Origin of the sequence: Amycolatopsis sp. NPDC051102 (genome assembly GCF_040682815.1) — a bacterium.
In the GTDB taxonomy this organism is placed as follows: domain Bacteria; phylum Actinomycetota; class Actinomycetes; order Mycobacteriales; family Pseudonocardiaceae; genus Amycolatopsis.
This window is the reverse complement of the sequence record NZ_JBFBBT010000034.1, coordinates 44,753-62,747: the sequence shown is the minus strand read 5'-3', so window position 1 is coordinate 62,747 and position 17,995 is coordinate 44,753. Positions and strand designations below refer to the sequence as shown.

The 17,995-nt window shown below is 72.6% G+C and carries 19 protein-coding genes; 10 read left to right on the top strand and 9 right to left on the bottom strand.

Features of this window, described 5'->3' with window-relative positions; translation table 11 throughout:
• Window positions 1-14 precede the first annotated feature (14 nt).
• Entirely contained in the window at window positions 15-1,121 is a 1,107-nt protein-coding gene (locus AB0M93_RS45920; protein WP_364286853.1) for an alpha/beta hydrolase, read from the top strand.
• Window positions 1,118-3,070, top strand: coding sequence for an esterase (locus AB0M93_RS45915; RefSeq protein ID WP_364286850.1), 1,953 nt, complete (start codon window positions 1,118-1,120; stop codon window positions 3,068-3,070). The genes AB0M93_RS45920 and AB0M93_RS45915 overlap by 4 nt, the downstream gene beginning before the upstream one ends.
• Before the next feature lie 59 nt (window positions 3,071-3,129).
• On the opposite strand, the gene AB0M93_RS45910 is transcribed toward AB0M93_RS45915, so the two are convergent.
• Genes AB0M93_RS45910 through AB0M93_RS45900 form a run of 3 tightly spaced genes read right to left on the bottom strand, consistent with a single transcriptional unit; the run spans window position 3,130 to window position 5,857 of the window.
• Window positions 3,130-4,041, bottom strand: coding sequence for a PHB depolymerase family esterase (locus tag AB0M93_RS45910; protein ID WP_364286847.1), 912 nt, complete (start codon window positions 4,039-4,041; stop codon window positions 3,130-3,132).
• Between the two features lie 26 nt (window positions 4,042-4,067).
• Window positions 4,068-4,808: an SGNH/GDSL hydrolase family protein gene (locus AB0M93_RS45905; RefSeq protein WP_364286844.1), complete on the bottom strand. Its 741-nt coding sequence runs from the start codon at window positions 4,806-4,808 to the stop codon at window positions 4,068-4,070.
• An 11-nt stretch (window positions 4,809-4,819) separates the two neighbouring features.
• Window positions 4,820-5,857 carry a non-reducing end alpha-L-arabinofuranosidase family hydrolase gene (locus AB0M93_RS45900; protein WP_364286841.1) on the bottom strand — a complete coding sequence of 346 codons (1,038 nt, stop codon included), beginning with the start codon at window positions 5,855-5,857 and terminating at the stop codon, window positions 4,820-4,822.
• A gap of 349 nt (window positions 5,858-6,206) precedes the next feature.
• On the opposite strand from AB0M93_RS45900, the gene AB0M93_RS45895 reads away from it, so the two are divergent.
• The 6 genes from AB0M93_RS45895 to AB0M93_RS45870 are packed head-to-tail and all read left to right on the top strand — an operon-like array spanning window position 6,207 to window position 11,352.
• The gene (locus tag AB0M93_RS45895) at window positions 6,207-7,118 is read left to right on the top strand and encodes an ATP-binding cassette domain-containing protein (RefSeq protein WP_364286838.1); all 912 of its coding nucleotides are present in this window, start codon (window positions 6,207-6,209) and stop codon (window positions 7,116-7,118) included.
• Window positions 7,115-7,885: an ABC transporter permease gene (locus AB0M93_RS45890; RefSeq protein WP_364286835.1), complete on the top strand. Its 771-nt coding sequence runs from the start codon at window positions 7,115-7,117 to the stop codon at window positions 7,883-7,885. The genes AB0M93_RS45895 and AB0M93_RS45890 overlap by 4 nt, the downstream gene beginning before the upstream one ends.
• Window positions 7,885-8,028, top strand: a complete 144-nt coding sequence (locus AB0M93_RS45885) for a hypothetical protein (protein WP_364286832.1) — start codon at window positions 7,885-7,887, stop codon at window positions 8,026-8,028. The genes AB0M93_RS45890 and AB0M93_RS45885 overlap by 1 nt, the downstream gene beginning before the upstream one ends.
• Window positions 8,028-9,224 (top strand): hypothetical protein, encoded by a 1,197-nt coding sequence (locus tag AB0M93_RS45880; RefSeq protein ID WP_364286829.1) that lies wholly within the window; start codon window positions 8,028-8,030, stop codon window positions 9,222-9,224. Before AB0M93_RS45885 ends, AB0M93_RS45880 begins: the two co-directional genes overlap by 1 nt.
• Window positions 9,221-9,901: a response regulator transcription factor gene (locus AB0M93_RS45875; protein WP_364286894.1), complete on the top strand. Its 681-nt coding sequence runs from the start codon at window positions 9,221-9,223 to the stop codon at window positions 9,899-9,901. The genes AB0M93_RS45880 and AB0M93_RS45875 overlap by 4 nt, the downstream gene beginning before the upstream one ends.
• Window positions 9,898-11,352: a HAMP domain-containing sensor histidine kinase gene (locus AB0M93_RS45870; RefSeq protein WP_364286826.1), complete on the top strand. Its 1,455-nt coding sequence runs from the start codon at window positions 9,898-9,900 to the stop codon at window positions 11,350-11,352. The genes AB0M93_RS45875 and AB0M93_RS45870 overlap by 4 nt, the downstream gene beginning before the upstream one ends.
• Before the next feature lie 19 nt (window positions 11,353-11,371).
• Here AB0M93_RS45870 and AB0M93_RS45865 read toward each other — a convergent pair whose 3' ends face one another.
• Window positions 11,372-11,908 (bottom strand): ferritin, encoded by a 537-nt coding sequence (locus tag AB0M93_RS45865; RefSeq protein WP_364286823.1) that lies wholly within the window; start codon window positions 11,906-11,908, stop codon window positions 11,372-11,374.
• A 57-nt stretch (window positions 11,909-11,965) separates the two neighbouring features.
• Between AB0M93_RS45865 and AB0M93_RS45860 the strand changes: the two genes are divergently transcribed.
• On the top strand, window positions 11,966-12,715 hold the full coding sequence (locus AB0M93_RS45860) for an SDR family NAD(P)-dependent oxidoreductase (protein ID WP_364286891.1): 750 nt from the start codon (window positions 11,966-11,968) through the stop codon (window positions 12,713-12,715).
• Window positions 12,716-12,765: 50 nt separating this feature from the next.
• Entirely contained in the window at window positions 12,766-13,395 is a 630-nt protein-coding gene (locus tag AB0M93_RS45855; RefSeq protein WP_364286820.1) for a PaaI family thioesterase, read from the top strand.
• On the opposite strand, the gene AB0M93_RS45850 is transcribed toward AB0M93_RS45855, so the two are convergent.
• Genes AB0M93_RS45850 through AB0M93_RS45830 form a run of 5 tightly spaced genes read right to left on the bottom strand, consistent with a single transcriptional unit; the run spans window position 13,392 to window position 17,803 of the window.
• Window positions 13,392-14,150: an MHYT domain-containing protein gene (locus AB0M93_RS45850; protein WP_364286817.1), complete on the bottom strand. Its 759-nt coding sequence runs from the start codon at window positions 14,148-14,150 to the stop codon at window positions 13,392-13,394. The two genes, AB0M93_RS45855 and AB0M93_RS45850, sit on opposite strands and share 4 nt — an antisense overlap.
• Before the next feature lie 18 nt (window positions 14,151-14,168).
• Window positions 14,169-14,756 (bottom strand): ATP/GTP-binding protein, encoded by a 588-nt coding sequence (locus AB0M93_RS45845; protein WP_364286814.1) that lies wholly within the window; start codon window positions 14,754-14,756, stop codon window positions 14,169-14,171.
• Window positions 14,737-15,114 carry a DUF742 domain-containing protein gene (locus AB0M93_RS45840; RefSeq protein WP_364286811.1) on the bottom strand — a complete coding sequence of 126 codons (378 nt, stop codon included), beginning with the start codon at window positions 15,112-15,114 and terminating at the stop codon, window positions 14,737-14,739. Before AB0M93_RS45840 ends, AB0M93_RS45845 begins: the two co-directional genes overlap by 20 nt.
• Complete coding sequence (locus AB0M93_RS45835) at window positions 15,111-15,518, bottom strand: roadblock/LC7 domain-containing protein (RefSeq protein WP_364286808.1); 408 nt, start codon at window positions 15,516-15,518, stop codon at window positions 15,111-15,113. Before AB0M93_RS45835 ends, AB0M93_RS45840 begins: the two co-directional genes overlap by 4 nt.
• A 29-nt stretch (window positions 15,519-15,547) precedes the next feature.
• Complete coding sequence (locus AB0M93_RS45830) at window positions 15,548-17,803, bottom strand: ATP-binding protein (protein ID WP_364286805.1); 2,256 nt, start codon at window positions 17,801-17,803, stop codon at window positions 15,548-15,550.
• Window positions 17,804-17,995: the final 192 nt, after the last annotated feature.

Below are 17,995 nucleotides of genomic sequence, written 5' to 3'. Positions count from 1 at the left end.
CGACTGGGGGAATCATGCGCGCTCTCGCGGTGGCCACCGCACTCACGCTCACGTTGTCCGCGTCGACCGCCTCGGCGGCCACGACGCCCTACCTGCCCGCCCCGACCGGGCACCAGCCCGTCGGCGTCACCACACTGTCCGTGAAGGACACTTCGCGGCCCGACCCGTGGGTGCCGTCGGTGCCCTACCGGGAGCTGATGGTCTCCCTCTTCTACCCGGCCGTCTCGGGGAACGGGCCGAAGAAGCAGTACATGACCCCGCTCGAATCGGAACGCAACCTGGAGCGGGAGGACATCCCGGGGCTCCCGCTGGACGTCTTCAGCACGGTCCGGACGAACGCCGTGACCGACGCGCGGCCGGCCGGGCGGTGGCACAGCCTGCCGCTGGTCGTGCTGTCACCGGGCTGGACGCAGCCGCGGGCAACGCTCACCGCACTGGCCGAGGAACTGGCCAGCCGCGGGTACGCCGTGGCGGCGATCGACCACACCTACGAGAACCGCGCCACGACCTTCCCCGACGGCCACGTCACCGGCTGCACCGCCTGCGAGGTCGACGACCAGCCCGGCTTCTGGGAGAAGTTCGCGCAGGTCCACACCAAGGACACCGCGTTCGTGCTCGACTCCCTGCTGTCGTCGAAGTGGGGTGCGCTGATCGACCCGCAGCGCATCGGCATGACCGGCCATTCCGCCGGCGGCGCCGTCACCACCCAGGCGATGCTGGCCGACCCGCGGATCCGCGCCGGGGCCGACCTGGACGGCAGCGTCCACGTGCCGATCCCGGCGTCCGGGCTCTCCCGGCCGTTCATGTTCGTAGGCCGCACGGACGACTACACGCCGGGCGCACCGGGGCCCTACGACGACTGGGAAACCGACTGGACGCACCTGACCGGCTGGAAGCGCTGGATCATGGTCTCCGGCACGGTGCACGCGTCGTTCACCGACCTCGGCGTGCTCGCCGAGCAGCTGGGTGTCGACATCCACGACGCGATCGATCCCTACCGCGCGCTGTCCATCACCCGGACGTACGTGACCGCGTTCTTCGACCAGCACCTGCGCTGCCGCCCGCAGCCGCTGCTGGCCGCGCCCTCGCCCGCTTACCCGGAAGTGACCTTCATCGGATGAGAATCAAGAGCCTCATGGTCATCACCGCACTCGCGCTCACGCTGTCCGCTCCGGCCGCGTCGGCGAACCCCGCGCCCACGCTGGCGAAACCGACCGGCGACCGGCCGGTGGGCACCACCGTCCTGCACCTCGCGGACGCTTCGCCGGTGTCGCTCTTCTACCCCGCGGTCTCCGCGGCCGGACCGAAATCGCCGTTCATGACCGAGGCGGAAGCGGAAGCCGTGCTCCGCCAGGACGGCATCACGGGCGTGGCCCCGTCGGTGCTGGCCGGCATCCGCACCGATGCGGTGGTGGACGCGCCGCCGGCCGGGCACCACCTGCCGCTGGTCGTCCTCGACCCGGGGCCCGGGCGGCCGCGCGGCGAGCTGACGTCGCTGGCCGAAGACCTGGCCAGTCACGGCGTTCTCGTCGCCGTGGCCGACCGCACCCGCGACACCGCCGCCGTTCCGGCCGTGCTGGACGCGCTGCTCGGGTCGAAGTGGGCGCCGCTGATCGACCCGGCCCGGATCGGCCTGGCCGGGGCCGGTGCGGACACGCTCGCCTCGATGGCGGCCGATCCGCGGGTGCGGGCCGGGCTGGCCCTCGACGGCCCGGCGCCGGACCCGCTGCCCGCCGCGGGGCTCGACCGGCCGTTCCTCTTCCTGGGCCGGGCGGGCACCGCCACCCCGGACCAGGCGTGGAAGCAGCTGACCGGCTGGAAGCGCCGGCTCACCGTGGCCGGCACGGTGCACCCGTCGTTCACCGACATCGGCCTGGTCGGCGAGCAGCTGGGCCTCGCCTTCGGCGCGACCACCCCGGCCGTGCGCGGCCAGGCGATCACCGCGGCGTACGTCCGGGCGTTCTTCGACCAGCACCTGCGCGCCCGGCCGCAGCCGCTGCTGGACCAGCCGTCCACGCAGTATCCGGAGGTCGCCTTCGCCCGGACGTCGACGCCGTACCTGCCCGCCCCGACCGGGGACCGGCCGGTCGGCAGCACGGCGGTGTACCTGAAGGACACCTCGCGCCCGGACCCGTGGGTGCCCTCGGTGCCCTACCGGGAGCTGATGGTCTCCCTCTTCTACCCGGCGGTCTCCGGTGACGGGCCGAAGACGCAGTACCTGACCCCGGCGGAGTCCGCGGCGTTGCTGCAGGACAGCGGCCTCGACGTGCCCTCCGACGCGCTCGCGAGGATGGTGACGAACTCCGTCGCCGACGCCCGGCCGGCGGGGCACGGGCTGCCGCTGATCGTGCTGTCGCCCGGCTACACCAAACCCCGCGCCACGCTGAGCGCGCTGGCCGAGGACCTGGCGAGCCACGGGTACGCCGTCGCGCTCGTCGGGCACACCTACGAGAACGCCGGCCAGAGCTTCCCGGACGGGCACTTCGCCGGGTGCGCGTCCTGCGAAGTCCCGCACGACGACCCGTTCTGGGAGAAGCTGGAACAGGGCCGGGCCGCCGACGTCTCGTTCGTCCTGGACTCGCTGACGCACTCGAAGTGGGCGCCGCTGATCGACCGTTCCCGGATCGGCATGGCCGGGCACTCCATCGGCGGCGCGAGCACCATCCCGGCGATGGTCGCCGACGGCCGGCTCAAGGCCGGGATGGACATCGACGGCACCACCCACGTCCCGCTGGCCCCGCCCGGGCTGTCCCGGCCGTTCATGTTCCTGGGCCACCAGCTCGGGGCCACCGCCTGCGTGCCGGGCGACCCGACGTGGGAACGGGACTGGCCGCAGTTCACCGGCTGGCGGCGCTGGGCCGACGTGCGGGGCGCCCAGCACGCGTCGTTCACCGACGTGGGCCTGGCCGGCGACGAATTCGGCGTCGACTACGGCGCGACGACGTCCGCGCTGCGGACCCAGGAGATCACGCGGACGTACGTCAACGCGTTCTTCGACCAGCACCTGCGGGGCGAGGCGCGGCCGGTGCTCGATCAGCCGGGCTATCCGGAAGTCACGTTCTGCCACTGAAAGGACCGGCGGAAGCGGCACTGGGGGTGCCGCTTCCGCCGTTTCTCAGTGTCGAATGCTCAGTGGTCGAGGCCCAGGAACGAGATCGCGTACGCCAGCTGGCCGGTCAGCGGCAGCTGGTGCCCGACGCCGGCGACGCTGACACCCTCCATCGTGGCCTGGGTACCCGTGTTGCCGTAGCGGGTCCGCGTCCACGACGACTGCGGATGGTCGGTGAACGCCGGTGTCTGGCCCAGCCCGTTCAGGTTGGTCCACTGCTTGATCTCTTCACCGAAGTTCGGGTACGAAAGCGTCGTGTCGGTGGTGCCGTGCCACAGCTGCATCCGCGGGTAGCGGCCGGTGTAGCCCGGGTACATCGACCGGGCCAGGTCGCCCCACTGCTGCGCGGTCTTGATGGATTGGCCGCCCGAGCAGGTGCTGTTCCACAGCGATCCGTTCGTCGTGGCGAAACACCCGGCGGGCACGCCGGAGAACGCCGAACCCGCGGCGAACACGTCCGGGTACTGGGCGGCCAGCACGTTCGTCATCATCGCCCCGGAGGAGAACCCGCTGACGACGACCCGCGCCGGATCGACGTGGTAGCGCGACTTGGCGTAGGCGACCATGGACATGATCCCGGTCGAGTCGCCGCCGCCGTTGCGCTTCAGCGCCTTCGGCGTCGAGACGTCGAAGCACTTCTCGCTCCGGGTCGCTTCCGGCAGCACGATGACGTACCCGTACCGGTCGGCCGCGGTGACGTAGTCCTTGCCGTTCCAGCCGAAGATCGAGCTCGCCGAACCGCCGCAGTAGTGCACCAGCACCAGCAGCGCCGGGTTGGCCGCCACCCGGTCCGGGACGTAGACGTACATGTTCAGGTTCGTCGGGTTGGTGCCGAAGCCGGTCACCCTGGTCAACGCCGCCGCATGGGCGGGCGAGGCCAGACCGGTGACCATGACCACCAGTGCCATGAGGACACCGAGAACGCGCTTCATCACTGATCTCCCTTGCGTTTCGCCGCTCACGACGGCATCGCCGCGGCGAGTGCCTCGGTGGCCACGGCGGTACGCGGGTTGCCGATGCTGCCCGGGACCGACCGCAGGGCGGCGTACCAGACGGCCGCCATCTTGTCGTAGCCCGCGGCGTTCGGGTGGACGCCGTCGGAGAGGTCGGCAGCGGCCACCGCGCTGTGCATGTCGACCAGGTGCACGTGCTTGCCGGCGTTCACCTTGCTCTGCACGATCCCGGGCACGGCGTTGTTGAACGTCCGCACGGCGGCGTCGCCGCTCGCCCAGCCGATCGGGATGAGCTGCGCGACGAAGACGTCGGCGTTCGGCGCGGTCGCGGTGATGTGGTCGAGCAGCGCAGACAGCCGGCCGGGCGCGCCGGCGACGTTGTAGTTCTGCAGGATGTCGTTGGTGCCGATGTGCAGCAGCACCGAACGCGGGGTGTAGCTGCGCAGCCAGCCGGTGATGTTCGCGTCGATCTGGTCGATGCGCCAGCCGGGGTGGCCTTCGTGGTCGTGGTCCCAGAGACTGGCCGGCCCGTTGTACTGCGAGCCGACGAAGTCGTTCGTGTACCGGCCGGCGGCCAGACGTTGCCACAGGCCGATCCGGTAGCCGCCGGGCACGCCGGTGCCATAGGTGATCGAGTCGCCCAGCGGCATGATCCGCACGCCGCCGTTCGACTCCGCGTGGGCGACACCCGTCAAGCCGGTGAACGCCAGGGCCAGGGCCGCCGCGGCGGCCAGGAACCTCTTCATCGCCGTCCTCCTCAGCAGTTCGAGTTGGTCTGGGTGAGCAGGCCGAGCCGCCAGGGCAGGCTGTTGTAGTCGCCGCCCGCGTTCGGGTCCTTGCCCTGGTAGAGGTACTGCAGGTGGCACGGGTCGACCGGCAGCGTCTGGTCGTTGCCGGCGCGGATCATCTCGCCGTGGCTGATGTCCTTCGACCACTGCCCGGCCGGGAACGTCACGTTGCTCGCGCGGGCGAAGGGGTTGCTTTCGCCGGCCGCCAGCGGGCTCCAGGTCCCGGCGATGCTCGACGACGTCCAGGAGCGGAAGTAGCGCCGCCCGTCGGAACCGATCGCCTCCACCAGCAGCAGGTACTGGTTCTGCCCGGCGATCTTGTAGACGTTGCTCGCCTCGAACAGGTTGTTCTTGTTCGAATCGCGCATCGCGATCACCGTGTTGCCGAAGCCGTTCGGGAAGTTCGCCACGGTGGTCTGCGACCGGTAGAGGTGCCCGTTGTCGTCGGAGGAGAACAGGTAGCAGTTGGCGGCGTCGCAGATGACCCACATGTCGACCCAGTAGCCGGACCCGATGTTCTGCTTGATGATGTCCGGCATCGCGCCGTAGAAGTTCTTCGGCGCGCTCCAGCCGTTGGGATTGGCGATGTCGGTGTTCGTGGAGTAGGCGGCGTTGCCGTTCTGGTAGACGAGGTACCACTTTCGCTGCGGCGCGAAGTAGAAGACCTGCGGAGCCGCCCGGTAACCGGTGCCGATCGCGGTTTTGTCCAGGTAGTACTGGGTGGCCGAACCGGCCTGCGACCAGTCGGAGAAATTGAGGTAGACCAGGTTGTAGCCGGCGGCGTTCGCGGTGCTGGCGAACACGTGGTACTTGCCACCCGAATAGACGACCGTCGGGTCCTTGATGCCGGCGATGTTGTGCGTGGCATCGGACTTCGGGCTGATCAGCACCCCGCTGGAACTCCACCGGAAACTGCCCGGCAGCGCGGCATCCGCGGCGGGCGCGGTCACCAGCGCGGCCAGCAGCACCGACGCGATGACCAGCAGGGATCGGAACCGGGATTGCACATGACCTCCTGAGGACTGGGAGAACTGCGCCGGTGGCGGCCGAAACTTTCGCCATCGGATCCGGAATTCGACGAATTCCCGAAACTTTCGCCGTGCTGTTAGCGATAACATTCGATTGTTGGCGACAGCTTAAACCCGCGCGCCGCCCGCTGACAACGCCCGATGACGAGTCCGTCACCCGCAGCGAAGCCCACCGTCCGCCGTGGACGGCCGTCCACGCGCTCAAGACGCCGCCGCAGGCCACGATTTCCGGGGAAATCCCGGCTCCGCCCGGGTCCCGGCCGCCGGATTCACCGGGTTCTCCCAGAACTCCCAGGAACCGGCCAGGCCGGCGGGCCACGCTCGCCGCATGACGACCATCCAGATCCAGGGCCTCACCAAGCGGTACGGGCCGGACACCGTCGTGGAGGACCTGTCCTTCACGGTCGAACCCGGCCGGGTGACCGGGTTCCTCGGCCCGAACGGCGCCGGCAAGTCCACGACCATGCGCATGATCGTGGGCCTGGCCGCGCCGACCCGGGGTTCGATCACCGTCGGCGGCCGCCGTTACCGCGACCTCCCCGTCCCGCTGACCGAGGTGGGTGCGCTGCTCGACGCCGGCGCCGTCCACGGTGGCCGGAAGGCCCGCGACCACCTGCTGGCGCTCGCGGTGAGCAACGGCCTCCCGCGGCGCCGGGTCGGCGCGGTGCTGGCCCGCACCGGGCTCGAAAGCGTGGCCGGCAAGCGGGCCGGCGGGTTCTCGCTCGGGATGCGGCAGCGCCTCGGTCTCGCGGCGGCCCTGCTCGGCGACCCCGGCGTGCTGATCTTCGACGAACCGGTGAACGGCCTCGACCCCGAGGGGATCCGCTGGATCCGGGACTTCATGCGGTCACTGGCCCGCGAGGGGCGGGCGGTGCTGGTGTCCAGCCACCTGATGAGCGAGATGGCCCAGACCGCCGACCACCTGGTCGTCATCGGCCGGGGCCGGCTCATCGCCGACACCGGCGTGGGTGAGCTCATGCGCGCCGGAGGCGAGGGCACGGTGCTCGTCCGCACACCCGATCCGGGTTTCGCGCTCCGGCTGACGGCCGCCGGCGCCGCCGTGCGGGAGGGCGCCGAGCGTTCGCTCGTCGTTTCCGGCATGAGCAGCGAGGAGATCGGCAAGCTCGCCGCCTACCACGGCGTCGCGCTCGGCGAGCTCACCCCGCAACGCGTCTCGCTGGAAGACGCCTTCATGGAACTGACCAAGGACAGCCTCGAGTACCAGGGAACGGCCCGATGACCCCGCCCGCGTTCGCCCGATCGGTCCGCGCGGAGTGGATCAAGCTCCGCAGCCTGCGCTCCACGTGGTACACCCTGACGTGCCTGCTCGTGGTCGGGCTGGGCATCTCGTTCCTCGCCATGAACACCGCCGGCAAGCACTACGCCGAACAACCGGCGGCCTGGGACCCGACGGGCCGCAGCCTGACGTCGTACATCGTCGCCCAGCTGATCATCGGGGTGCTGGGCATCCTGGTGGTGACGTCGGAGTTCGCGACCGGCCTGATGCGGACGTCGCTCGTCGCGACGCCCCGGCGGCACCGGTTGCTGGCCGCCAAGGTCGTGGTGGCGGCGGCCGTCGCGGTGGTGGCGGGCCAGGTGCTGATGTTCGCCGCCTTCTTCGCCGGCCAGGCGGTCGCCGGCGCGCAGGGCGTGCCGAACGCCGCGCTCGGCGACCCCGGAGTGCTGTCCGCGGTGGCGGGCGGCGGGTTGTACCTGGCGGCGATCGCCCTGCTCGCGGTCGGCCTCGGCGCGATCGTGCGGGCGACGGCGGGTGCGCTGGCGATCCTGGTGGGCATCGTCTTCCTGGTCCCCGCGCTCGCCCCGCTCTTCCCGGCGTGGATGCAGGGGCTCGGCCTGTACTGGCCGACGCTGGGCGCGGCCGCGGTCTTCAAGACGGTGCCGGATCCCCACTTCCCGCACCCGTGGCTCAACCTCGGCGGGCTGTGCCTCGGCGTCGCCGCGGTGCTGGCCGCCGCGTTCGTGACCTTCGACCGGCGGGACGTGTGATGCGCGAAGCCGGCCGGGGCCTGCTCGCAGCGGCGGCCGCGGTGGGCGCGATGGCGGTGGTCGCGCTGGCGGCCCTGCTGCTCCACGCCGTCGCCGCGGTGCCGGCCGCCGCGTTCGTGACCTTCGACCGGCGGGACGTGTGATGCGCGAAGCCGGCCGGGGCCTGCTCGCAGCGGCAGCCGCGATGGGCGCGATGGCGGTGGTCGCGCTGGCGGCCCTGCTGCTCCTCGGCGCCGGGCGGGTCGGCGGCCTCGGTCCGCTGACGGCGGCGGTGGTCGCGCTCGCCGTGGGCGGCACGGCGGAGTTCAGCGTGGTCCCGGGCGCCGGGTCACCGGCGGCGGTGACCGGTGGCGGCTTTCCCGCCACCTCACCGCACGGCACCGCCCACCCGGCCTCCCTCTTCGCCGGCGGCTTGCCCACCACCCCACCGGCCTTCCCCACCGGAATCCCGTCCGGCCGGCTTCCCCTCTCCCTGCACGGCACCGTCGACGTCATGCCGCTCGGCGTCTCCCTTCTGGGCGCGGCGATCCTCGGCGCCCTGCTGCTCCGCCACGGCCGGGCCGGGCTGCCCGTCCGCGCCGCAACCGCGGCCGTCGCGTTCCCGGCGGGGCTCGCCGCCACCGCCCTGGCCGCCCGCGGCTCCGTGACCCTCCGGCTGCCGGCCGGGCTCGGTCCGCGCCTGCCGTTGCGCGGCGCCTTGCCGAACCAGCTCTCGGCCACGTTCGGCGTGCCCGTCGCCCCCACGGTGGCCGCCGCGGTGATCGGGGTGCTCGCCGTCGCCGCCGGGTGCTGGGCGGTGCTGCGGTTCCCGGCCTTCGCCGCCGGGCTTCGGGGCGCCCTGCTCGCGTGGGGCGTGCTCACCGTCCTCGGCCTGCTCGCCGCCGGCACGTTCGGCGGCGCCGCGGCGGCCGGCGGTGTCCTGCTCGTCCTGCCGCAGGTCGTGTCGGCCGTCGGGCTGGGGATGCCCGTCACCTCGCCCTGGGCCGCCTGGCCCTCGCTCACCTGGCTGCCGGTGATCGTGCTGCTCGGCTGCGGCATCGTCGTCGCCGTGCGGACACCGCACCGGCCCGGCGGACCACTGCGCCGGGCCGCGGTGCTCGCCGTCCGGCTCGCCCTGGCGCTCGGCGTCGTGCTGGCCGTCATGGCGCTGCTGTCGCGGGCTTCGATCGAACTCGGCGTCGCCGTGTTCGGCTTTTCCCTGCCGGTCCTCGCCGCGAACCCGTGGCTCGCGCTGGCCACCGGGCTCGCGGGCGGCGCGGCGGCGGGGCTCACCGGCAGCCTGCTCGTCGACGGGCTCCGGAGCCGGTCCTCCGTATCCTCGCGGGCATGGAAGCGATGACGGCCCGGCTGCTCGTGGTGGACGACGAAGCGACGGTCCGCGAACTGCTGTCCGCCGCCCTGCGCTTCGCCGGGTTCGAGGTGACCGCCGCAGCGACGGCGCGGGAAGCCGTCGCCGCGGCCACCGCCGAGCCGCCCGATCTGGTGCTGCTCGACGTCATGCTGCCGGACATGGACGGCTTCGAGGTCGTCCGGCGGCTGCGCGGGCACCGCGCCTCGGTGCCCGTGCTCTTCCTCACCGCGCGGGACCGGCAGGCCGACAAGGTCACCGGCCTCTCCCTCGGCGCCGACGACTACGTGACGAAACCCTTCGACCTGGCGGAGCTGATCGCGCGGATCCGCGCCATCCTGCGCCGGACCACGGGCCACCACGCCGGTGTCCTGGCGGCCGGCACGCTCACCCTCGACGCCGAGGGGCACCAGGTGACGCGGGCCGGGCGCGCCGTCCGCGTGTCCGCCACCGAGTTCCGGTTGCTGCACTACCTGATGGAGAACGCCGGGCGCGTGGTGTCGAAGGCGCAGATCCTCGACCGGGTGTGGCGGGACGACTTCGACGGGGACGCCAGCATCGTCGACACCTACATCTCCTACCTGCGGCGGAAAGTCGACACCGAGGAACCCAAGCTCATCCACACCGTGCACGGCGTGGGTTACGTGCTGCGGGAGCCCCGGCGGTGAGGCGCTTCTCGTTGCGCGCCAGGCTGTTGCTGCTCACCGCGGCCCTGCTGCTGGCCGGGCTGGGGCTCGTCGGCACGGTCGTGTCCGACCACGTCGAGCGCTACCTGCTCGACCGCCTCGACGGCCAGCTGCGGTCGATGACCGAGCTGATCGCGCTCGCGCCGGCCGCCGGCCCGCCGTCCCGGAACCCGGCGGTCCGCCCCGAACTCCTCGACCCCGCGCTCGAGCTGATCGGCACGCCCTACGTGGTGTACCTGGACCCGGCCGGCGCTGTCTTCGGCGACATCCACTCTTCGCGCCTGACCGGCGCGACGCTGCCCCCGGCCGGCGCGCTGCGCACGGTGCCCACCGACGGGACGGCCGTCGACCTGAGCGCCGCCGACGGCTCGGGACGCTGGCGGACCGTCGCCCGGCCGGCCGCCCACTGGGGCGGGACGGTACTGGCGGCGGCCCCGCTCACCGACACCGACGCCACCGTCGCGCAGCTGCGCTCGAGCAGCCTGATCAGCGGGGCCGTGCTGCTGGTGGCGCTGACCACCGCGGGCTGGTTCGCCCTCGGGCGGGGCCTGCGGCCGCTGCGCCGGATCGAGCACACGGCGGCCGCCATCGCCGGCGGCGACCTCACCCGGCGCGTCCCCGACCTCGCCCCGCCCGGGACGGAGATCGGGCACCTCGCGGCGTCGCTCAACACCATGCTCGGCCAGCTCGAACGGGCCTTCGCCGACCGGGCCGCGTCCGAAGCCCGGATGCGCACCTTCGTCTCGGACGTCAGCCACGAGCTGCGCACGCCCCTGTTCGGCATCAAGGGATCCACCGAGCTGTACCGGATGGGGGCGCTGCCCTCACCCGCGGAGGTGGACGAGGCGATGCACCGGATCGACCGCGAAGCCACCCGGCTCACGGCGCTCACCGAGGACCTGCTGCTGCTCGCCCAGCTCGACGAAGCACCCGGCGGGCAGCTCGACCGGACGCCGATGGACCTGCGCACCCTCGCCGTCGACGCCCGGCACGTCCTGCGGGCCCTGGATTCCACGCGCCCGGTCTCGCTGACCGGCCCGGGCGGCACCGGTCCCCCGGGCCCGGCGCCGGTCGACGCCGACGAAGCCCGGCTGCGGCAGGTCGTCACCAACCTGGTCGGCAACGCGGCCGCCCACACCCCGCCGGGCACCCCGGTCCGCATCGGCGTCGGCACGGTCGCGGGCCGCGCGGTGCTCGAGGTGGCGGACGAGGGCCCGGGCTTGCCTGCCGAGCAGGCGAGCCGCGTGTTCGACCGCTTCTACCGCGCGGACCGCTCCCGGGCTCGCGCACCGGGCGCCGACGCGGGCTTGGGCCTCTCGATCGCGCGTTCCCTGGCGCGGGCGCACGACGGCGACGTCCAGCTCGAGACGGCCGTCGGTGCGGGTGCCTGTTTCCGGTTGACGTTGCCGCTGCTGGCGGAGCCGCCGGCCTAACGCGACGGCGTCGCCGTCGTCAGAGCTTGCCGCCCGCGACCGGCGGCATGTCCGGGGCGTCCTCGACCTGGGTGGCCGACTCGCGGAACAGGTGGTTCTCCACCTCGAACAGGTTGCCGCCGGCCCGTTCGACGACGCTGAGCAGCGTCGACATCTGCGAAACCTCCTCCACCTGCTCCTTGAGGAACCAGTGCACGAACTGCTCGCCGAGGTAGTCCTCCTCGGCGCGCGCGGCCTTCGCCATCGCCTCGATGTCGGCGGTGACCGCGCGTTCCTGCCTCAGGGCCAGCTCGATCGCTTCGTGCACGCTCGAAAAGTCGTTCCGCACCTCGTCGCTGCCGGGGATCTCGACCGGCTCGTCGCGGTCGAGCAGGTAGCGCACCATCGCCAGCGCGTGGTTGCGCTCCTCGAGCGCCTGCCGGTAGAAGCGCTTGGCCAGCCGGGGCAGGTCACGGGCGTCGAACCAGACGGCCAGGGCGATGTACTGCTGGGCGGCGGTGAACTCGTGGCGGATCTGCGTCTGCAGCAGTCCGGCGAACTTCCGGGTTTTGGCCATGTCCCACAACCTACGACGGACCGGGCGCGCACAGCTACGATCGGCGCGGTGACGTCCCTGCCCGACCTTTCCGGCACGGTCGCCTGCGTGACGGGCGCTTCCGGCGGCCTGGGCCGCGGAATCGCGCTCCGGTTCGCCGAAGCGGGCGCGGCCGTGGCGGCGCACCACCGCCGCCCCGGCGCGGCGGACGACGTCGTCGCGGCGATCGAAGCCGCGGGCGGCCGGGCCCGCGCGTTCGCCGCCGAACTCACCGACGACGCCGCCTGCCACACGCTCCTCGACGCGGTCGCGGACTGGGGCGGGCGGCTCGACGCGCTGGTGAACAACGCCGGGATCCAGCCGGTCGAGGCCCTGGGCGAGCTGACCGCGGCGCGGTGGCGGGCGATGCTGGACAGCACCCTGACCAGCGCGTTCTCCTGCACCCAGGTCGCGGCGCGGCGGATGAGCGACGGCGGGAGCGTCACGCACATCGCGTCGATCGAAGCCCACCGGCCGGCCCCCGGCCACGTCCACTACAGCGCGGCCAAGGCGGCCCTGGTGACGCACGCGCGCGGCGCGGCCCTGGAGTACGGGCCACGCGGGATCCGGGTCAACACGGTGTCGCCGGGCCTGATTTCCCGACCCGGCCTCGAAGAGGACTGGCCGGAGGGCGTCGAGCGCTGGCACCGCGCGGCCCCGCTGGGCCGCCTGGAGACACCGGCCGACGTCGGCAACGCGTGCGTGTTCCTGGCCTCGCCGCTGGCGTCCTGGATCACCGGCCACGACCTGGTCGTCGACGGCGGCGTCACGGCCCGCTCGGCCTGGTGACCCCTGCTAGACTGGAACGTGTTCTAGTTCCGGGCCCCGGGGAGCGCACGATGTCCGAAAACCCGTTTCCGGTCGTCGACGGCGTGCCACCCGGGCGGGCGCTGCTCGGCGACCGGATCCGCGAGCTGATCGAGGCTTCGGTCTGCGCGCGCGACGACGAAGCCGACCTCGCCGCCGCAGCCGAGCGGGTGGAAGCCGTCACCGCCGCTCTGCGTGCCGCCGGCAGCGCGAAGCCGTTGCTGCTGGCCGCCCTCGAAGGCGGCGGTCACCTGAGCATCAACAACCCCTTGGAAGGCCCCGGAAACCCGCTGGCACCACCGCTTTCGTGGGTGCGCGTTGGCCCGGAGTCGGTGTGCGCCGAGGTCCTGCTCGGCGCCGCGCACGAGGGACCGCCCGGCCGCGTGCACGGCGGCTGGGTGGCGGCGGTCCTGGACCACGTGCTGGGCCGCGCAACCGCGGCCGCCGGATTTCCCGGCATGACGGCGTCCCTGACGGTGGACTACCACCAGGGGACACCGTACGCGGTACCGCTCACCGCGGAAGGACGCTTCGTCCGCCGCGACGGCCGCAAGCTCTACGCCACCGGCGAGCTCAAAGCAGGCGACGTCGTCTGCGCGACGGCGACCGCGATCCTCGTCCACTTCAGCGCCGACCGGTTCCCGGTGTCCGGAAAGGACTAGGGCACCAGCGTCGTGTGGCGGGGCGCCTCCGAACTCGACGTCGCCATCAGGACCGCGCAGATCGGGACCGCCATCGCCAGCGCCGCCAGCACGAACACCGGGAACAGGAACGAGAACACCTCCGTGCCGGACGGGTCCGGTGCCGCCGGGTCCAGGTGCAGGCGGACCGCCGCCATGCCCGTGTAGTGCATGCCCGTCACCGCCGCGCCCATCACCAGGCCCGCCGCCAGGCGGGGCAGGAGCTTGTCCAGGCCGACCGTGAACCACAGCGCCGCCGTGGCCGCGACGACGGCGATGATCACCGAAAGCGCCACCGTCGTCGGGTCGTAGCCGATCGTGCCCTTGATCTGGACCGCCCACATCCCCGTGTAGTGCATGACCGCCACCGCCGAGCCGGTCAGCAGGCCGCCGAGCAGCAGGCGCTTCCACGCGAACCGGTTGCGGACGCCGAACACCAGCAGCCCGCAGAACACCGCCGCCACCGACAGGATCGCCGACAGCGCCGTGCGCAGGATGTCGTACCGCACCGGCAGGCCCGGCGTGGAAAACCCGAGCATGGCGATGAAGTGCATGACCCAGATGCCGACGCCGCCGATCGACACGGCCGCGAGCACCAGCCAGGTCAGCCGGGCGCGCGGGCTGTCGGTCGAGCGCGCCTGCAGCGTGCAGGCGAGGCCGAGGGCGCAGCCCACCACCGAGGTGAGGTACGCGAGCACGATGAGCCAATTGCCCATCGCGAAGTCTTCGTGGTCCATGGGCATTCCGGGGCTCCTTCAAACTTTCCGTGAGGTAGGGGCGTGGTGGGCGGCGAGCGCGTGCTCGGCCGCGGCGATGAGGGTGTGCTTCGTCGACTCGGGCGAGCGCGCATCGCACGTGACGACCTCCACCGCCGCCGGGATCTTCAGTGCCTCGCGCACCTGCTCGGACCCGTGCTGGCGGGTGTCCTGGAACTGGTTGATGGCCACCAGGAACGGCAGGCCGCGCGACTCGAAGAAGTCGATCGAGGCGAAGCAGTCCGCCAGCCGGCGCGTGTCCACCAGGACGATCGCCGCCACCGCGCCGCAGACGAGGTCGTCCCACATGAACCAGAACCGGTGCTGCCCTGGCGTGCCGAACACGTAGAGCACCAGGTCGTCGGCGAGGGTGAGCCGGCCGAAGTCCATCGCGACCGTGGTGGCGAACTTCCCCGGCACCGCTTCGGTCCGGTCCACGCCGACGGCCGCGCTCGTCATGAGCGCCTCGGTCCGCAGCGGGTCGATTTCCGAGACGGCACCGACGAACGTCGTCTTGCCGGCCCCGAATCCCCCGGCCACGACGATCTTCGCCGAGGTGATCCTTTTGTCAGAGCGCACGTAGTCCACTGAGGACCCTTTCGAGCAGGTCGTTCCGTTCGTCCCAGGAGGCGTCCGCGGTCAGCGTGTCGCGGATGGACACCTGGCCGGCGGCCAGCAGGTCGCCGATGAGCACCCGGGCCACCCCGAGCGGCACGCCCAGGTGGGCGCCCACCTCCGCGACCGACCGCTGGTGCAGGCACAGCTGCGTCACCACCGCCAGCGGGTTGGTCGGGCTGAAGGGCGCGGTGCGGCCCTCCGCCGTCGTCTCCACGAGGGCTTCCACCGCCAGGTCGACCGTCGGCCGGGTGCGCCCGGCGGTCCACGCGTAGGGGCGGGCCAGCGACGCCGCGTGCCGCCCGCCTCCGCGTCGCCGGCCTTCGGTCACCGGGCCGCCCCCGGGGACGCCGCGGGCCGCGCCGGGGTTTCGACCACCTTCCCGACGCGGTCCACCAGCAACGTCATCTCGTAGCCGACGAGGCCGATGTCGCAGCCCGGGTTGGCCAGCACGACCAGGTTCGAGCCGTCGCCGACGTTCATCAGCAGCAGGAAACCCTGCTCCATCTCGATCACCGACTGCACCACCCGGCCCGCGGTGAACAGGTCCGCGGTGCCGAGCGCGAGGCTGGCGAGGCCGGACGCGATCGCCGAGAGCTGGTCGGCGCGGTCGCGCGGCAGGGTCTCGTTCGCCGCCACGAGCAGCCCGTCCGCGGAGACGAGCGCGGCGTGCGCGACACCCGGCACCTCCTGGGTGAAGGCCGACACCAGCCAGTTCCGGGACCCCTCGGCCACTTGTGTTCCTTCCTGCCGGGTGCTGCTGTTCACTGCTCCGCCTCCGGTTCGCCCGCGACCCGGTGGCGGGCCGCGCGCATGCCGCTGTAGTGCCGGGAAAGGTTGTTCCGCACCGCGGCCGGATCGCGGAAGGACGGGTCCGGTGGCTGCGGACGGCGCGGGGCGGCCGCACCCGGCGCGAGCTGCGCGCCCGGCTCCCGCGTCGGCAGCCCCGAACTGGTCAGGTCGAAGTCGCCCAGGGTGCCGACGGCGGCCTCCGCGGCCTGGCGGACCTGGTCGGCCGGCGACGCCCAGGCGCCGGACCGGTCCGCTTTCGCCGGGGTCTCGGCGAACCAGTGCGACAGCATCTGGTCGAAGATCGGCGTCGGCGGGTCCGCCACGGCCACCGGCGGCGGTTCCTCGGCGGGCCACCGGGGTTCGAGCTCGTGCCGGGCGGCGCCGTTCACCGAGCCGTTCAGCGGCCCGTTGACCGCCGGGGCCGGTGCAGGCGGTACGGCCCGGGGCGGCAGGTCGACCAGGATCAGCACCCCCGGGACGTGCACGCTGGCGGTGACGCCGGCGCTCGCGGTCCGCGTGGTCGTCGGCCGCAGCCGGACGGTGATGCCGTGCGACGCGGCCAGCCTGCTGACCACGAACAGGCCCATCCGGCGGGTGGTCTCCGGGCTCACCGCGGCGCCGGCGGCCAGCCGGGCGTTCGCCGCCTCGAGGTCCTCCCGGGTCATGCCGAGCCCGACGTCGACGACCTCGATCAGCAGGCCGCCGTCGAAGCCGCGGTCCGCGGTGAGCACCACCCGCTCGTCCGGCGGGGACGAGCGGATGGCGTTCTCCAGCAGCTCGGCGAGGATGTGCACGACGTCCGCGGCGGCCTCGGGCTGCACCGACCCGCGGGGCGCGTTGCCGAGCGAGACGCGCTGGTAGTCCTTGACCTCGGACGTCGCGGCCCGCAGCAGCTCGACCGTCGCGACCGGGCCGACGTCGCGGCGCACCGGCTTGCCGCCCGCCAGGACCTGCAGGTTCTCGCCATTGCGCCGCAGCCGGGTGGCGATGTGGTCGATCTGGAACAGCTCGGCCAGCCGCTGCGGGTCCTGCTCGTCGGCCTCCAGGTCCTCGATCACCGACAGCTGCAGCTCCACCAGCGACTGGCTGCGCCGGGACAGCGTCATGAACATCTCGCTGACCTGGATCCGCATCTCGGCCTGCTCGCCGACGGCCAGCCGCACCGCCTGCCGGTGCATGTCGTCGAAGGCCCGGGCGAGCTGCCCGATCTCCTCCTCGGAGTCGACCGGCAGCGGCGCGGTCGCCCGCCAGTCGACGTCCTCGCCCTCCCGGATGCGTTCGATCGTGTCCGGCAGCCGCCGTCGCGCGGTGTCGAGGGCGGCCGCGTGCAGCCGCCGGATCGGCGCGACCACCGACCGGGCCACGGCCAGGGCGACGGCGAGGGCGCCGAGCAGCGATGCGAGCACCAGCGCGGCGTCGCGCAGCGCGTCGGACCGCGCGGTGTTGGTCTGCGCGCCGACGGCGTCCGAAAGCGACTTGACCTGCTCGGCGAGGATGGTGCCGAGCGTCGTCCGCTTCGCCTCGGGGCCGCCGGCGCCGGGACTGGTCGCCGCCGCGAACCGGGCTGCCGCCGCCCCGGCCGGCAGCGCCCGGCGGATCTGGCCGGTGAGCACGGTTTCCTCGGCCGCGGCGCGTTCGGCGGCCGTGGCCGGAGCGGCTTCGGCCCGGCCGGCCAGCGCTTCCTGACCGGCCTGGCTGGTCCGCAGCTGCACCAATGATTCGGCGACGCCGGCCAAAGCGGCGAGATCACCATTCCCGGCCTGCCCGACGATGCCGCCGATCACTTCGCTCAGCGCGACGGTGAAGTCGTGGTAAGCCGCGGTTTTCGCCGCCGGAGAACCGGTCTGCTGCCGCAGGTCGGCCAATTTCCCCAGCTGATCTTCCAATGTCCGCGACAGCTCGGGGCTGAGCTGCGAAAATGCGGCGTCGTGGCGGACCACGGCGGCTTTCGCGTCGACCGCGGCGGTCTGCGCGGCAGCGCCGTCGTGGATCATCTCCTCGTCGGCCAGCCCGGCGAGTTCGGAAATCCCTTGCACGACGGGCATTTGATCGCGGACGGCGCTGAGGCCGCCCGCCCGGCCCAGCTCGGCCTGCACCCGGCCGCCCGCCAGCAGCAGGGCGACCAGGACGGGCAGCAACAGCACGACGGAGATCTTGGTGCGCAACCGCCAGCTGCCGGGATTCCAGGTCGCGGCGGTACGGCGTGCGGCAGGTTCGTCTTCTTTCATCGGTGGCGTGGCTCGATTCGTACCGGTGGCCCGAGAACGATTTCCGGTTCCTTTTCCGCGGAATTCAGCCGGAGACGTAACTCCGGTAACGGCGGTGTTGTCAAGGAACAGCGGTCGTTTCCCCCGTACGCACCAATCACACAGCGTGAACTGCCACCGCACGGCTTTTTACCCTTGCGGAGGGTGAAGAAG

Excerpts from the sequence above, each read along its gene's own strand:
- AB0M93_RS45920 (WP_364286853.1), top strand. The coding sequence starts at position 15 with ATGCGCGCTCTCGCGGTGGCCACCGCACTCACGCTCACGTTGTCCGCG.
- AB0M93_RS45915 (WP_364286850.1), top strand. The coding sequence starts at position 1,118 with ATGAGAATCAAGAGCCTCATGGTCATCACCGCACTCGCGCTCACGCTG.
- AB0M93_RS45910 (WP_364286847.1), bottom strand. The coding sequence starts at position 4,041 with ATGAAGCGCGTTCTCGGTGTCCTCATGGCACTGGTGGTCATGGTCACC.
- AB0M93_RS45905 (WP_364286844.1), bottom strand. The coding sequence starts at position 4,808 with ATGAAGAGGTTCCTGGCCGCCGCGGCGGCCCTGGCCCTGGCGTTCACC.
- AB0M93_RS45895 (WP_364286838.1), top strand. The coding sequence starts at position 6,207 with ATGACGACCATCCAGATCCAGGGCCTCACCAAGCGGTACGGGCCGGAC.
- AB0M93_RS45890 (WP_364286835.1), top strand. The coding sequence starts at position 7,115 with ATGACCCCGCCCGCGTTCGCCCGATCGGTCCGCGCGGAGTGGATCAAG.
- AB0M93_RS45885 (WP_364286832.1), top strand. The coding sequence starts at position 7,885 with ATGCGCGAAGCCGGCCGGGGCCTGCTCGCAGCGGCGGCCGCGGTGGGC.
- AB0M93_RS45880 (WP_364286829.1), top strand. The coding sequence starts at position 8,028 with ATGCGCGAAGCCGGCCGGGGCCTGCTCGCAGCGGCAGCCGCGATGGGC.
- AB0M93_RS45875 (WP_364286894.1), top strand. The coding sequence starts at position 9,221 with ATGACGGCCCGGCTGCTCGTGGTGGACGACGAAGCGACGGTCCGCGAA.
- AB0M93_RS45865 (WP_364286823.1), bottom strand. The coding sequence starts at position 11,908 with ATGGCCAAAACCCGGAAGTTCGCCGGACTGCTGCAGACGCAGATCCGC.
- AB0M93_RS45855 (WP_364286820.1), top strand. The coding sequence starts at position 12,766 with ATGTCCGAAAACCCGTTTCCGGTCGTCGACGGCGTGCCACCCGGGCGG.
- AB0M93_RS45850 (WP_364286817.1), bottom strand. The coding sequence starts at position 14,150 with ATGGACCACGAAGACTTCGCGATGGGCAATTGGCTCATCGTGCTCGCG.
- AB0M93_RS45830 (WP_364286805.1), bottom strand. The coding sequence starts at position 17,803 with ATGAAAGAAGACGAACCTGCCGCACGCCGTACCGCCGCGACCTGGAAT.